Below are 14,659 nucleotides of genomic sequence, written 5' to 3' on the forward strand. Positions count from 1 at the left end.
CCTCCCAATCTACTGTGAGATCGAACGATTCAAGTAATAGTAGAATCACGTAATCAGGAAGGAAGAAATATGAAACTATATGAAATGAAAGCTGCAGTCGTATCATCTCTCTTATTCGCTGGTACCGGCTTTGGAGCTCAAAGCAATGAGATGATAAATACAGAAGAAATGCCCAAATTGCTATATAATTCCATCGAGATAAGCCCGATCGCAGCTGGCCTCTCTGCTGAAGGTGGGGTTCAAATTATTTCTGCTAGTTGGGAACAGTATATCGGGGACAAGTGGGCAGGCTATCTCAGAGCTGGATACGGTGATGTGGAAATGGACAATGACTTTATTCAAGAAGCTCAAGAAGAAACTGATGGGGCAGTTTTAGAAAGTGGGTATGGATCATCATTTGAACTCGGTACAAGATATTATGAGGATCCCATTGGCGACAGCTGGTTTGGTAGCGCAGGGGTATCCTATTCTGAGAGCAAATCGAAATGGGTCTATGAAGAAAGTGAAGTTCAGAACGAACTTTATGCCGTGACTCCGAACATCGGCGCAGGCTACCGATGGGCATGGAACAGCGGCTTTCTCGTAAGAGCATCAGTGGGTGCTGGATTCCCATATGTTAGCAGCGAAAGCGTCAGCGCTACTATCTCGGGTGCGAAAGTCGAAGAGGCCATTGAAGATGTTGAAGACTATAACGATCAGGATGTAATTCCTAAGCTTGACGTTGGAATAGGCTACACATTCTAATCTCTCTTTTCCTATTTCTGAACTGTAAATGCAGGCTCGGCAAGTGCCTGCATTTACCCTCACCAAGCAATATCTCTCCAAATACCTCGTAGATATTCTTCTTTACTTTATTAGCGATCAAAGCGATGCAATGCTAAAGCAATACTTTAGGTATCAAACCTTGTTATGTGTGGAGGCGTTCATTCTATTGTTAGTTTGATCAGATATACGAGAGTGATGATGCAAGGTGAGGGATATGGCCAAGATGTTCTTGGCCTCTGACTATTGAAAGTTCTTCGAAAACTTATCTATTTCCTGTTCTGCTTCTTCCTTGCTATAGCCATAGCGTTCCTGGAGACAACCCTTAAGCTCCTGAGATTTGCCTTGGATCCGTTGCATATCGTCATCCGTAAGCTTTCCCCACTTCTGGCGAATTTTACCTTTTGCTTGCTCCCACTTACCTTCAAAAATATCTCCATTCATGAAGACCTCCTTGTATTACGTTTGTTACTGAAAAACTCCTAGAAGGCTTATCAGCCTCAATAAGCCTATTGCACGTTCCGAGCCACCGAAAAGAAAATTGACTAGGGCCTTAAGTATACGTTTCGTAAGCTCTGAAGTCCTATTTAAAAGATGTACAAGGGTATGGAGGTGTATTTTCTAAACTACAGGCCGAAGTATGAAATTAGAGACATGTGCGGGACCTTCGAATTGAGCTTACACTCGATCCGGTGTAATCACTTGGTTAGGGCCATCCCATTCTTGTGCTTTCTGCTGATATCGTCGAGATTCATCTTTTAAGGAATCTGAGATTTCATTGGTTTCTCCTTCTTGATCTACATGAGCAAGGCGAAGATATATTGGAAGGTGATCAGATCCTACATCTCCAAGCCTCTCCATTCTTACCAAGCGGAAACCACTGGAGTGAAAAAAATGATCAAGAGGGAAACGAAGATAAGGCAGTGACTTGGGGAATGTTGCGTAGATTCCTCGACCTATTCTAGGGTCCCAAAGGCCGCTTACGCGCCTAAACATACGAGTGCTATGAGACCAGGCAACATCATTGAGATCACCAGCGACAATGAAGTTACGTTTCGACTTACGTACGTAATTCGCTACTTGTATAAGCTCGCCATCTCGTTCATGACTATGCCCTTCTACAGGCCGTGGAGGGCGAGGATGAAGACCAATAAATTCAAATAAGGAACCTTTATCGATTCTACATGTTGCAAATAGTGAGGGAACTCGCTCATCTACCAAGTGTTTGACCTTAAAGTCCTCGATGGGATACTTCGAGAAAAATAGAAAACCGCATGAATTATCCTGTGGGTGGAGCACAGAATATGGCCAATGTTCTTGAAGTGGTTCTAAGGAGGTTTTCCAACGATTATCTGTCTCAACTAAGAATATGAAGTCCGGCTGCCGCTCATAGATAAGCTTCAAGAGTTCATCAAAACTCCTATTTTTTTGATATACGTTCGCTGAAAGAAACGAAACTTGGTGATCCTCAACATGTTTGGACATTTGGTACCGAGGTGACTCTGGTTTGACAAAAGGGGTGTATCGGTGGATGCGATAGATATCTAGTGCGACGGTTACAGCAAAGAGCTAGCTGACAGATAATATCCAAGAGCGAGCTCAATGGTGAGATGATTAGATAGCTGGTCAATAAGATCGACTGTACCACGAGGATCTGGAATCGTGGAAAGTCCAAGCTACGTACCCACCAGTAGTGTGTTTTCCATAGAGGGAGAAGACCTACGATAAGAAATACAATTGCCATCCCCCGAAAGACTACTATCTCCGTTGCGTCAGTCATTGTTTATCACTCCTCTTTTACTTACATCTAATGCACGTAGAAACGCACGGTGAATGACTATTAACGGGAGCAAAACCTATGATACTCGTTACGCCTAAAAATACTCGCCAGTGTACGAATTGTACTATCGCCTCATTTTTTTAACCAAGCCTTGTCTCATAGGTTTTGCTCCCCTTAGTAATGCTCGAATCGCATTCTTTCGCAAATTTGTAAACTTGTAAAGAACCATAAAGGGGCTGGCCCTATCTTTGCATACGTATGATTAACGACAATTTACATTAAGAGGAGATTTACATGACACAGAAAATTACAGCATTATACAGCAACAAAGCCCAAGCTCAAGCCGTCATCAATGGTTTAGTTCTCCAAGGTGTCAGCCAAGACAACTTGAGTCTTCTAATGTCTAACGACACCCGTAAGAAAGAATTTGATATAGAAGTTAATACCAAGGCTCCAGAGGGAATCGCGATCGGAGGTGTTACTGGAGGCGCTATCGGTGCAATCGCTGCTGGGTTGACTGCTGTAGGGACCCTCGCTGTTACTGGTGGTGCGGGACTAGTAGCAGCCGGCCCTATTGTGGCTGTACTTTCAGGAGCTGGATCTGGAGCGGCAGGTGGTGGGCTTATTGGTGGCTTGGTGGGATTAGGCTTTGATGAAAATGAAGCTAAGTTGGTGGAGGCGGATATAGATAACGGCTCTATCTTACTTGCGGCTGAGGTCGAAGACACCCAAAAGGACGAACTCAAAAATTACCTAAAGGAGAGTGGCGCCAGAAACGTTTCAGTCCACTAACAATATAGAAGTCGAGATAGTGATCCCCCTCACTTGCAATCTAGAGTAAAGATCAAAAAAACAACTCTAGATTGCGATTTGTACTCTGTCTAGAATATGAATTTCATCTCTAAGTTGAGCCCCACCTGTTTGCGAAACTCTTCAGATCGACTCCAATTTATAAATGGCTCAATGTCGTAGTGAAAAACATTTCTATAGATTTTATGTCGAAAGCTGCCACTTATTGTATATGAAGTTGCGTGATAGTTTGGTCGATTATCAGCTTCTATAATAAATCCATACTGAGTCGTGATAGAGTCTGAATGAACTATGGTATACTTCGGCCCATGATTCGTGAATAGGGTATTTTTACTTTCCGAGTACTGCTGCTCATTTACGATTTCCAGCTCTTGATCATATGAAATTAGGAACTTTAATTCCAGTGACGTAAATATTCCTGTACCATCTTCTGGGTTCGCAAAGAAATGTAGTTCAGGCTTTACGTGAAGCCAGTTGGTTTTTGCAGTAGAATACAATTGCAAGCGGAACTTAGACTCTAGTTCATCGGAATACTGGAGGCGAGGCTCAAACTTGGTTTGCAATGAACCAAACTCCTGCATAATCTCTAAGAAAGCACCGACTGAGTCTGGATTATTTTCAGTTTGTTTTCGGCTTCTATTAATACCTTGATCTTGGCTTTCTTCATCATAAGTAGCAAATGCTAATTGCCACTTTCGCTCAGTATGGGGCAAGTGGACTCTAGCACTAAGATTAGGAACAAATCTGTGCTGAGCGCCTTCCCTAACATAAATTGAATTGCTAGCTGAGATTCTGGTCCCATTTCGATCACGAGAGTAGCTTTTTTCTGCTAGATAGAGATCTATGGCTTCGGCTTGCTCATCAATCCAATACGAAATATCGCGATTTTTCTGGATCAAGTACTCTTCAAGTGTCTCTTCAGCTGCAAAAGCGCAAGATTCAGTAAACGATATGATAATAGCGATCGAGGACCAAAGTTTTGGACCTGATGTCATAGCTTTTGCCCAACTTTTTCGATCTTATACTTGGCACCGAGAAAGATCGAGCCATGCCCCCATTGTTTTTCAGTGCCATTGATCCAGTCGTGATTAAACCTAATGTCAAAAAAGCCCAACCAGTTCTCCTGCTCCAAGACTTTCCATTGAATTGAAGTGCTTAAACTATAAATGGCTTCCCGACTAACATCTTCGGATTCTATCTCATGATGACCATAGTCAGCAGAATGCCCAACGATATCTGGGTCTCCCATCGAGTAAGACGTTGCCAACCCAGTGGCGACTGACAGATTGCTCCAGATGTAATATCGATATAGGGTCTCAATATGCATCTTATATGCGGAGTAGAGAATCCATTGATCCCCTACTTCCTTCCCGAAAAAATCTTTTTTAATCGGGAACAAACCAATTTCAAGGGTCGCATGAGGGTCCAAAGCCCCCTCTACAATCAGTGCTGACGATGCTTTTAATGTCGCATGTTGGTCGATAGCCTCCGACCTAGGCAAAGTTTTGTAAAGTAAGAGTCCACTGCTAGCTAGCATGCTCCCCCTTTCTAGTTCGAGCGCTGTTACATTGCTAGCAAAGACCATGAAGGTGAAGGCAGCTATGGCCAGCGGCTTCAGATAAACTGAGTGTAGGTTGTTTCTAACTAAAGTGAGTTCGTTCATGCTCTACCGAAATTCACGCATTTTATAAAGTTGAGACATGTCTATCCTCCTTTGCCTGTAAGCCTTAGCAAAGCCAAAAAATCATGCCTCAATAAACATCTCAGTAACTAAAGCAAACATCATACCCGAAGGCCGAACACTATATCGCCAATCGCGAATATTCAAAAAATTGATCTTTGATATTACATGATAGAAGAAAACATCTCCCAATATAGATTGAGAAATTTTCAGTAGGCTGAACTCTAGGCCCTTTGCGAAGGTAAGAACTGTAGGTTAAACCGAACGAGGAATGTAGGGATATGACGTCATTTATGGTCGGGGTGGCTGGAGGCCAGCCATCCCCTGAAATTGATCAAGATCTTGCCACGGAACCTAGTCAAAATTAACCAGTAATCCTTGAGTCATAGACGAAGCAATCCTCCATATCGACTCAATTTTTCGCGAGCAAATCCTGCCGGTACCTGAACTGCTTTTGCGTTAAGCTATGAACAGCTAAACGAGCCAGTAGCCTCTGAGCCAGACATAAACCTGACCATTTGAAGGCTACCAGTGTCGCCATTGGCGCGATCCTCAATCACCAAGCGCCATGGGCGATCATAGTAATCGTAGCTACTGTAACTATTAAACACCGCCATGGGCGAGTCAGCATCAAGGCCCGAATAGGACTTGACCATCGTTCCCCGACCAGATGTTCTAGAATGAAGGGTAGCCCGTCTTCCATCCGGCGACTCTAAGTAGATGTTTAAGTCCCCCCAATATGAGTGATACAGCTTGAATTCGAATGTAGGAGTTTCGGAGACATAGAAGGAGTCACCATTGACTTGCTCAGGTCGGAACTCATAAACCGCAGTTGAGTTATTACCGATGTATCGATACACGTACTGTTTGTGTACACCATAGTCATGTGTGGAGTCTTTGCAGCCAGTAATGCTGAGGTTTTGCCCAGAGGTAAAATCCACCGATCCTACAAAGTTACCAAGACCATTGCGGAACATCTTAGCTTTGGCCTTAGCATCAACCAACGAGCCAGTGTCGGTATTGATCGACGCTTCAAGGTTGTTGACGTAGTAACGGGATTTCCCTCGCTTCCACACGGTTGGAGATTTTAGCGTCAACTGAAGGATATTATCCTCAGGGAAAGTCACCGCCAAATCTCCGATTGATGTTAACTCATCCAGCTTGTCATTATATTGAGATACAGCAACAAAAAAACGACGAAGTTCGTCCTGGTTGAGTTTCATCTTGCGATCGCGATACCAGCCAGACACTCGTGCGATCTCAAAAGACCTACGACTCCAAGACGATTCAACAAGTTGAAGCCGGATAGAACCACTTTGAAGCCTGTTATCGGAGTAGCCAGCAGAATAAAGGATCTTTATATCTGCCTCACCGTTGGTAAGAGTGTCACCAAAGTTTGTATCAAAACGAAAGTACCTAGGCTTAAGTCCTGAGCTTTGAAAGCTTTGTGATGCAACAAGCTCTCTATTCATAAACGACGCTGCCTTATCTCCTTCCTTCGTTGGTACAGGTGTGTCAGCAAACTCCTCATCACTGACCTCTTCCGGTAAACCGGCAGACCGTAAAATTGAACTTACAACGGCAAACGACGTATCACCACTAGCCTCCTGATCCAGACCAGTTGCAACCTGGTCGAGGGCATTGAAACTCTCAGTCAAATCTGAAAGATCCTTGACGGCCTCTGCATTGGCGTCAATCGCCTCTGCATTAGGGGTCTCGCGATTTTCTGAGTCAACTTGGCAAGAAACAGACCCTAACATGGAAAGGGCCAATAGCACGGGCTTTTTCACGTACTCACTCCAAAAAAAATAAACAAAATGAATGCAGATAAACCTCTGCGGGAAGAAAGAGTCATGAGGAGATTAAAAATTGCATTAATAGTGAAAATACTTTAAAGCACTTCGATATTGTTTTGATGGGGACCTATGAATTTCTTAATTAAATCCATACTAATCATTCTTCTCCTAGCATCATGTCGAGAAAAAGAAAACCTTCAAACCTCTGATGATGCGAGAGATTTACTTAATCAGCAACGCTATGAAGATGCTATCGCCTTACTCCAAGCAGATTTAGACCAAAACTCTGATGACGACGAGCAGCGATTCCTTCTGGCAAGTGCTTATGCTGGTCTTGTGGGAGTGGACATCGTGACCAACTATGATGCCGTCGCCTTCTTTTTGGATGCAAAAGTTCGATTTTCAAAAGTAAAGGCACCTTCGCGAGCTAAGGCTGACCTGACTTCAGAAGAAAAGTTCAAAGAAAACTTGATTGAGATTTTCAAAATAAGTTTTGAATACTTGGATCTAGGTTTTAAGCTGCCGATGCTAAATCAGGAGAAACTTCTTCACCTCAATCAGGCAGAAATTCATCTACAAAAAATCGAGCCCGACTCCCTTTGGTATCGAGATCGACGTACTTATCAAGGTCTGCTAAAATTCATTCGCTTTTTTTATGAAATCAGAAAATCACTCTTATTCAATGGAACTGAGATCCGAAGCCCCATTGATTTTATTTGCTCGATTGACAAGTTCGCTCTCAACTCACGGTTAAAGATCGCACTCGAAGAGCTAGACGAAGGCTTTGTTGCTATCAAAGATGTGGTTTCAGACTCTAAGGACAAGAAAAAACTAGATGACTATATAGACCTTGTCGTCGACACCAAAAGCTTCCTGGATGACAGACAGGGAGATATCCAGCTCGGTATACTTCTCACAGAACTCAGCGAGGTTTTCTACTGTGATTAAAGACTCGCTGACTAAGACTATCCTATTCATTATATACGGATTAGGCTCTGGAGCTTTTGGTGAAACAGTTAGACATACAATCCAAGTTGATGATTCTATCACTAGTATATTAAGCCAAGGTAATTGCGGCTATATAGACCTTAATCGCGAGGCTTGCCTGCCTGGAACCTTCTTTCCAAATAGGCAGTTTTTTATGGGTTTTGATATTTTTATCCGAGCCAAAGAGCAGGCGATCACTGATGCATATCAATTGGTTACCAATGACATTGATGGCGAGTATGTTAGCAAAATTTTTAAAGATCGGTCTTACGATGACGGCTCGGCTCTTGTCCGCCTTGCAGGGCAATACGATCGCTTTACGATTAGCTATAGCCCCTACCAGCTCCTTGGATCGTACAAAATGGACAATCCTGCTTACCCCGAAGTTAGCCTTGCAGGGTTGAAGCAATCGGAGCTGAGAGTTTCCTACCGGGATCAACTTGCGATGAGCGACGAGATTACAATCCATACCTACGTATCTCTATATCGCTTCAATCGTAAATTCTACTCTCTGGAATCGAGCTTACCTTTGCTCCTATTAGACGACGAAGTTGAGCTAAACAGCCGCCGAAAAGTTGGATTTAATGGTGACGTAGGATTGAACTTAGCTCACAAAAGCACCTGGCTACCTCACATAGGTGTTCTTATCAAAAACCTCGCCAGTGAACGCCATTGCTGGAAATGTGACCAAAACCTGTTGGATATCGAATCGAATTTTAAGCAGGTCATTGATATCTCTCTATCAAAATTCATAGCGACCCCCTACGGAAGGTTCATGGCTGCTACCCACTTGCCAGTTCAAGGATACGATTTCAATCAATCTCGTTACGATTGGAGTCATAGTCTGGCCTATGTCACCCCAAATCTTCAAGCATTTCTCTCTTCGTCAGCGTTGAAAAGCTCGCTGGGTTTAATTTTGAGCACAAACAACTATCGTTTGGGAATCCAGTTTAGCAATGAGAAACAAGCCAACCGTTTACAGATAGAAAGGCAACAAAGAAGCAATGTATTCCTCTCTTATCAGATATAGTCTGATCCTTTTGTTTGCCGGTGCTAAGCTTTATGGTCAGCAAGTGACCGACGATGAAAAATGGCAGGAGTTCATTCGGGCAGAGCAAGAGCGGAGCAGAGCAGATCTTTATAATGTGAAGCTTATCGGTGGATTGGCAGCCACTGGCTTTGGCTTATGGGGAGCTTTTTTTGATCGTGGGGATCTGATCACTCAGGTAACTTATACGGCATTTCATACAGGAGGCATCCTGTCTATCAAGGAGTCCTTACGGGACCACTATCAACCCAGTCACCTTTTGTTGGATCACCATTTCCTAGAATATAAGGGCAGCCCTGAAGAGCTTAGAAGGAAGATTGTTCAGCTGAAAGAGCTCCAAAGGGCCAACGCTAGTCGTTTGACCATGTATAGTAACCTCACCCTGGGAACAATCTATCTTTTATCGGGGAAAAGAGAGTACGAGACCAACAGTGGCTATGGAAAAAGCCTATACTTTCTTGGCTTCAACTTTTTGTTATCGGCCGGCCTAAGTGGGCTTGATCTCATTGAGGGAGGTCAAGACCTCTACCCCCTAGAGAAGTTCGACTATAGATTCAAGCCGGAACTGGAATGGTCGCTTTTACCATTGCCGAAGATTAGCTACAAATTTTAGCAGGCTCTAGCTGCTAGCCTTGACCTGGCAACGGTCACTTTCGCAGGCAGTACCTTTAAATCGTGATATTTTAGGCCTAATTTTGGCAAAGGCATGGTATCCAAAATCTGCCAGGGGCTTGACTACAGGCCATCCCGTCCAGGACATCAGCCAACCGATCCCGACTGCGCGATAAGTCGATCGGAAAACAGCCATACCACTTATAAGGTCACCATCCTCATCAATACCGTGAATTGAGCCAATGAAATCATCCAACGACCGACCATAGCGTGATGGATCGAAGCTAGACTCTGTGATATCGATAAAAGTCACCTGGCCACGTTTATCTCGGTTGCGGAGAAATGCAATCTCAGCATTGCATACTGGACAAAGACTATCGTAAAAAATAGTCACCATAACACTCTCCTTCAAGCAAAATTCTTATCGCCAACCAGGAAGCCAGTTCTCGCGATCCGTCAAACAATCCGCCGCAAGCCAAAATCTTACGGACCGATCACAAACTGCCATGAGTTCCACCTCAAGCAAGGATTTCGAGGGACGTCTTCGACCGCTGATGCGGAAGTGCACCCAGCCTTGAACCGGTTCTCGGGCAGTCCAACTTGCGTTTATGTCCAGTAGCTTGCGACTCAATGCGACCTCCTATCAAGATTATCGTATTCCTGGCTCGAAAAATGAATGCCTCCTATATACGCAGCATGAGAAGGCGAAGATATCTTTGGAAACCTAGCTAGTGTAAAAATATTTCATGAATCACAAGTTTGTTTGCAACGCTCGAATAAAAAATCTCATTATTTTAGAGCCATACCTTGGCCTCAAAATTGCTTTAAGACACTTCCCCGTTGTGGTGGAGTTTCCATTTTGGATTGAACCTCTTGAATTGTTAGGAAAGTATTATGAATAAGTTAGTCCTTTTGAGCTTTTTGACTGCCATGGTTTTCGCTTGCGAAAGTAGTAATAGCTCAAATAGCAAAGTAAAAAGTCACCCGTTGGCCGAACTCGTCAACGAGACAATCATCCTTAGCCCAGGAGTCGATCTGGATATCGAAGCTGGTGAAGTTAGGAAAGTTTCCTTAGGTGAACTCAATGCAGAAGGCGGCTCGGTTCTTGTGTACATCACCGCTGACATGAAATTAACTGGGGCCGATCTAAATGCAGTATCTATCAAACTCATTGAGCCACCTTACTATGACGGAAAAGTCTATTATAGCCATGAGATCTTCACACCTTCATCTAAAGAAGACTACAATGGTACTGTCAATTTTGAAGATGTAGAGTTAAAAGGCAATAATCCAGGTGATGAGTCCGTAGATGGAGAATGGTTCGTCGAAATATCGAACGCAAGCCCAAGTGCTTCCGCAACAGTTAATAGCCTCACTTTGAAAGTTCATACAAGACTCGACTAACAACAACTCGATAAGCCGAGGCCTTGGCATATAGCGAGCCTAGCATAGTAAGTATCGATAAATTATACTTGTTTTTACTGCTATACTGAAATATGCCAAGGTTAACCTAAAAATTAGGAGGCGCTTGAGAGTTATGGATACACTAAGTCAGGAATCACTAGCGAGCTTCATTGATCACACCTTGCTAGATCCCAATGCAAACGAGACACAAATCAAGAATTTATGTGACGAAGCGAAACTGTATGGTTTTAAAACGGTTTGCATTGAGTCCAAATGGCTCACCTTAGCCCAGAGCCAGCTTCGTGACTGCAATGTTCTTCCCATAACGGTTATCGACTTTCCCGGCGGCCAAAGCTGCCCAGAAAAAAAGCATCAAGAGACCATTGAAGCAATTAAAAATGGCGCCAAAGAGATTGATATGGTCCTCAATCGACAACTACTCCATGATCGAGACCTCACTGGCTTGTTTCATGACATATCCGCCGTAATTAAGGCGTCCGATTCGATTCCCGTAAAAGTTATCATCGAGACTAGCGAACTCAGCGACGAAGAAAAAGTCATCGCGTGCGCGATTTCATCAGCAGCTGGCGCAGCTTTTGTCAAAACCTCCACTGGGTTCACGAAGTCTGGCGCGACTAAGGGAGATATCGAACTCATGAGACGAACAGTGGGCCCTCACCTAGGGGTCAAAGCCAGTGGCGGAGTAAGAACTCTCGATGCTGCACTTAAGATGATTCAGGCTGGTGCATCTCGTATCGGCAGCTCCTCATCTTGCAAGATCATAGACAAGCTAAATGGACTATAAGCGGCGGAAGTCAAAATAGCCGGAAAAACTAAAATCGGAGCTAATCATGAGTCACCACATAGCAGCGAAACAAGGCGACATTGCCGAAACCGTCCTTCTCCCAGGAGACCCCTTGAGGGCAAAGTTTGTGGCCGAAACATTTCTTGAAGAACCGTTTTGCTATACAGACATTCGCAACATGCTCGGCTTCACAGGCACATACAAGGGCAAGCGGATTTCCGTTCAAGGAACGGGAATGGGACAACCATCTCTAGCTATCTACGGTTACGAACTGATCCAAAGCTATCAGGCCAAAAACCTAATTCGAATTGGAAGCTGCGGAGCCTTGAATAAGACATTGAAGCTTCGCGATATCATCATTGCAATGGGTGCATGTACTGACGGATCGATGAATAGAATAACGTTCAATGGCCAAGATTATGCGGCGATTGCAGACTTTTCTCTCTTACAACTTGCTTACGAAAAAGCAGTCGGCTCGTCTATTGCAACTCGTATTGGCAATGTCCTTGCCACAGACCGATTTTACGGGGATGATTTGGAAGCTCTTAAACCATGGACAGATCATCAAGTGTTGGCCGTGGAGATGGAGTCCAACGTTTTATATACTTTAGCAGCTCGCTACGGAGCACGAGCCCTCAGCATACTTACTGTCAGTGATAGCCTTGTCACCAATGAAAATCTTCCAGCAAGGCAGCGGGAATCAAGTTTTGAAGACATGGCTCGATTAGCTCTCGACGTTGCTGTGGAGGCTTAAAGACTAAGCACGAGCAACAGCATTCAATTCTTCTGGAAGGCAAACATCGTCTGCTTCCGGCAGCGATGCTTCCTTAACTTTTGTAATCAACCCGAGAACCTCACCTAAACGAATAAACTGCCAGGTGATATCAAACTCCCACCAGCGCAAACCATGGCGAGCCGATGATTGCACCCCATGGTGGTTGTTATGCCAACCTTCTCCAAAGCTAAGCAATGCGACCCACCAACAGTTTGTCGAAAGGTCGCCGCAGTCGAAGTTTTTGTAGCCGAACTTATGACATGCGGAATTCACGAACCAGGTTACATGCCATACTGCAACAAGCCGCACCCAAACACCCCACATCATCGCTTCGAATCCCCAAAGCCCCCACAGCGTTAGGCCAAGCGCCAATTGCAAACCGAAAATAGTGCTAGGTCGGCTTAAAAATCGGAGAATTGGATCAGCATCAATATCGCGGCAAAGCCTGTTCCTCATGGTTGGGTCATCGATGTCTGGGTCCACAGCAAAAAGCCAAAGGACGTGGGCATACCAAAATCCGCGACTGGCATCGTGAGGATCTCGCTCTGTGTCGGAGCCAGCATGATGCAATCGGTGATGAGACACCCAATCGCGGATACTGCCCTGAAGTGCTAGGGTTCCGCAGATAGCTAGGCCATAGGTCAAAAGGGGGTGGGCTTCAAATGACCGATGGGTGAAATACCGATGATACCCCATTGTAACGCCAAGTACAGTCACCCCATAAAAGCAGAAAAAGGCCACCAATGCTGGAATACTTACCAATGGTAATGCTAGTATCGCAAGAATATGGGCCAGGCCGATGAAAGCAATAATTGGGTAATCAAGACGAGGACGTTGTTCGTAGCTCAGATCCATGGGTACTCCAGTAGTTTGCGTCTCTTTCAATGAGGTCGGAGCGCCATCGTACCAAACGACATGAGTGAGAATTGTCAAATCTGTGTCATTTTTCAGATACTTACATTGTAAGAACAGGAGTCGATCAACTTTATGCAAATAGTCGCCGCCAACTAAGTACGTCACATAATTGCATGACGAATTTGCTCATGATATTCCACTTCTAAAAACTTAGCTCACAAAAACAATGGTAAATCCGAAACGAAATACAGACCTAATAAGACTTAATTAAGGGCCTTCTGCTGCCCCCACTGCTTGGAAAGAATTCGACATGACTGTGCGCTCCATTTTCATCACCATCCTGGTAGGCCTTTTGCCAATGGCCTGTGACAAAAGTCACTTTGATGGAGCGGTAAAGGACCAAGGAAGCACCATAAAGTCGGCTGAAGAAACAGTGGCAGACGAAGAACTTGTTGTCCAACCAACACCAGTGACAGGTGCCTACCTAAGCTGCCAGGAGCTGTCCGACAAGAGAACGACTCAATCTGCTGCTATTGGCTGTCGCATCGAAGGCAATGACGAGGTAAACCCTGACTCCATTGATATCACGTGGCAGGTAGAGTCAGATCAAACTGTAACGGTAGAAAACACTGGAGCAACACCAGAGTGGCTTCAAACTTATCGAATCACGGTCAGGAGCCCCACCGTCACCAGCCGAGTCCGGGTGAGTGCTCAAGTCGATCAAGACTTAAATACCAATATTGAAGACTACCAAACAACGCTTCTAATTGTTTGGGATGGGTGCTCCCTGCCGCTGATCAACTTTGAAGATCTCGGTCAAACAGAAGCCCGTGGCACTGCAATCAGCACCCAGTTTTTGAATAGCCACGGAATCCAGCTTTCCACAGCCTCTGGCCTCCCCTTGCAGCTAGCTGAATATGGTAGCGGCAACCCTAGAGCTTATGTTGATAATCGTGGCCGTACCAATGGAGAAAACGAAGATGACCCTGAGGCCACTGGCGACTTTTTTATGACAGAAGGCTTGCAAGACAACACAGAGCAGCAAACAATCTACATCGACTACACTTTCCCTACCAAAGAAGCACGTTTTGAACTGATCGATGTGGATTCATCAGAATACTTCCTCATACGGGCCATGGATAGCAATGGAATCACCATCGATCAAATTGATACCAGGATCGCAAATATTTTCGAGGGAGATGCTCGCCTGAGTCGTTATACGCTATCATCTCCAACAGGCAGACATGAAATTTATAAGATTGAACTCGCGGGATTTAAAGATCCTAGCCAGGGAGATATTGGTTTTGGGTTTGATAATCTTTCGCCTCACTGTTTACAGTAATG

Annotated in this window: 17 protein-coding genes; 9 read left to right on the top strand and 8 right to left on the bottom strand. The window is 44.5% G+C overall.

The features are described 5' to 3' along the window. Positions 1 to 69 precede the first annotated feature (69 nt). Positions 70 to 744 carry a hypothetical protein gene (locus B9N89_RS23970; protein ID WP_132323466.1) on the top strand — a complete coding sequence of 225 codons (675 nt, stop codon included), beginning with the start codon at positions 70 to 72 and terminating at the stop codon, positions 742 to 744. A gap of 261 nt (positions 745 to 1,005) precedes the next feature. On the opposite strand, the gene B9N89_RS23975 is transcribed toward B9N89_RS23970, so the two are convergent. Both B9N89_RS23975 and B9N89_RS23980 read right to left on the bottom strand, forming a co-directional pair. After that, entirely contained in the window at positions 1,006 to 1,206 is a 201-nt protein-coding gene (locus B9N89_RS23975; RefSeq protein ID WP_132323468.1) for a CsbD family protein, read from the bottom strand. 234 nt (positions 1,207 to 1,440) lie between these two features. Beyond that, the gene (locus B9N89_RS23980; protein ID WP_132323470.1) at positions 1,441 to 2,247 is read right to left on the bottom strand and encodes an endonuclease/exonuclease/phosphatase family protein; all 807 of its coding nucleotides are present in this window, start codon (positions 2,245 to 2,247) and stop codon (positions 1,441 to 1,443) included. 589 nt (positions 2,248 to 2,836) lie between these two features. Here B9N89_RS23980 and B9N89_RS23985 point away from each other — a divergent pair. After that, on the top strand, positions 2,837 to 3,334 hold the full coding sequence (locus B9N89_RS23985) for a hypothetical protein (RefSeq protein WP_132323472.1): 498 nt from the start codon (positions 2,837 to 2,839) through the stop codon (positions 3,332 to 3,334). An 89-nt stretch (positions 3,335 to 3,423) separates the two neighbouring features. On the opposite strand, the gene B9N89_RS23990 is transcribed toward B9N89_RS23985, so the two are convergent. From B9N89_RS23990 to B9N89_RS24000, 3 genes are all read right to left on the bottom strand, one after another. Beyond that, positions 3,424 to 4,347, bottom strand: a complete 924-nt coding sequence (locus tag B9N89_RS23990; protein ID WP_132323474.1) for a hypothetical protein — start codon at positions 4,345 to 4,347, stop codon at positions 3,424 to 3,426. Next, positions 4,344 to 5,015 (bottom strand): hypothetical protein, encoded by a 672-nt coding sequence (locus B9N89_RS23995; protein ID WP_132323476.1) that lies wholly within the window; start codon positions 5,013 to 5,015, stop codon positions 4,344 to 4,346. Before B9N89_RS23995 ends, B9N89_RS23990 begins: the two co-directional genes overlap by 4 nt. 482 nt (positions 5,016 to 5,497) lie before the next feature. Further along, positions 5,498 to 6,823, bottom strand: coding sequence for a proprotein convertase P-domain-containing protein (locus B9N89_RS24000; protein ID WP_132323478.1), 1,326 nt, complete (start codon positions 6,821 to 6,823; stop codon positions 5,498 to 5,500). A gap of 135 nt (positions 6,824 to 6,958) precedes the next feature. Here B9N89_RS24000 and B9N89_RS24005 point away from each other — a divergent pair, with 135 nt between their 5' ends. Genes B9N89_RS24005 through B9N89_RS24015 form a run of 3 tightly spaced genes read left to right on the top strand, consistent with a single transcriptional unit; the run spans position 6,959 to position 9,477 of the window. After that, positions 6,959 to 7,777, top strand: a complete 819-nt coding sequence (locus B9N89_RS24005) for a tetratricopeptide repeat protein (protein WP_132323480.1) — start codon at positions 6,959 to 6,961, stop codon at positions 7,775 to 7,777. Next, positions 7,770 to 8,846, top strand: a complete 1,077-nt coding sequence (locus B9N89_RS24010; protein ID WP_132323482.1) for a hypothetical protein — start codon at positions 7,770 to 7,772, stop codon at positions 8,844 to 8,846. Before B9N89_RS24005 ends, B9N89_RS24010 begins: the two co-directional genes overlap by 8 nt. Next, a complete protein-coding gene (locus B9N89_RS24015; protein ID WP_132323484.1) occupies positions 8,821 to 9,477 on the top strand; it encodes a hypothetical protein in 657 nt (218 codons plus the stop codon). Before B9N89_RS24010 ends, B9N89_RS24015 begins: the two co-directional genes overlap by 26 nt. Positions 9,478 to 9,483: 6 nt before the next feature. Here B9N89_RS24015 and B9N89_RS24020 read toward each other — a convergent pair whose 3' ends face one another. Next, complete coding sequence (locus tag B9N89_RS24020; protein ID WP_132323486.1) at positions 9,484 to 9,873, bottom strand: thiol-disulfide oxidoreductase DCC family protein; 390 nt, start codon at positions 9,871 to 9,873, stop codon at positions 9,484 to 9,486. A 24-nt stretch (positions 9,874 to 9,897) separates the two neighbouring features. Then, the gene (locus tag B9N89_RS24025) at positions 9,898 to 10,107 is read right to left on the bottom strand and encodes a TIGR02450 family Trp-rich protein (RefSeq protein ID WP_132323488.1); all 210 of its coding nucleotides are present in this window, start codon (positions 10,105 to 10,107) and stop codon (positions 9,898 to 9,900) included. Between the two features lie 263 nt (positions 10,108 to 10,370). Here B9N89_RS24025 and B9N89_RS24030 point away from each other — a divergent pair, with 263 nt between their 5' ends. From B9N89_RS24030 to deoD, 3 genes are all read left to right on the top strand, one after another. Further along, complete coding sequence (locus B9N89_RS24030; RefSeq protein ID WP_132323490.1) at positions 10,371 to 10,880, top strand: hypothetical protein; 510 nt, start codon at positions 10,371 to 10,373, stop codon at positions 10,878 to 10,880. A gap of 133 nt (positions 10,881 to 11,013) precedes the next feature. Beyond that, entirely contained in the window at positions 11,014 to 11,685 is a 672-nt protein-coding gene (deoC, locus tag B9N89_RS24035) for a deoxyribose-phosphate aldolase (RefSeq protein WP_132323492.1), read from the top strand. A gap of 46 nt (positions 11,686 to 11,731) precedes the next feature. Then, on the top strand, positions 11,732 to 12,439 hold the full coding sequence (deoD, locus tag B9N89_RS24040) for a purine-nucleoside phosphorylase (RefSeq protein WP_132323494.1): 708 nt from the start codon (positions 11,732 to 11,734) through the stop codon (positions 12,437 to 12,439). 3 nt (positions 12,440 to 12,442) lie between these two features. Here deoD and B9N89_RS24045 read toward each other — a convergent pair whose 3' ends face one another. Beyond that, positions 12,443 to 13,480: an acyl-CoA desaturase gene (locus tag B9N89_RS24045; RefSeq protein ID WP_200820781.1), complete on the bottom strand. Its 1,038-nt coding sequence runs from the start codon at positions 13,478 to 13,480 to the stop codon at positions 12,443 to 12,445. A gap of 145 nt (positions 13,481 to 13,625) precedes the next feature. Here B9N89_RS24045 and B9N89_RS24050 point away from each other — a divergent pair, with 145 nt between their 5' ends. Continuing rightward, positions 13,626 to 14,657 carry a hypothetical protein gene (locus B9N89_RS24050; RefSeq protein WP_132323496.1) on the top strand — a complete coding sequence of 344 codons (1,032 nt, stop codon included), beginning with the start codon at positions 13,626 to 13,628 and terminating at the stop codon, positions 14,655 to 14,657. The last annotated feature ends 2 nt before the right edge of the window (positions 14,658 to 14,659 follow it).

It is taken from the genome of Pseudobacteriovorax antillogorgiicola, assembly GCF_900177345.1.
Classification (GTDB): domain Bacteria; phylum Bdellovibrionota_B; class Oligoflexia; order Oligoflexales; family Oligoflexaceae; genus Pseudobacteriovorax; species Pseudobacteriovorax antillogorgiicola.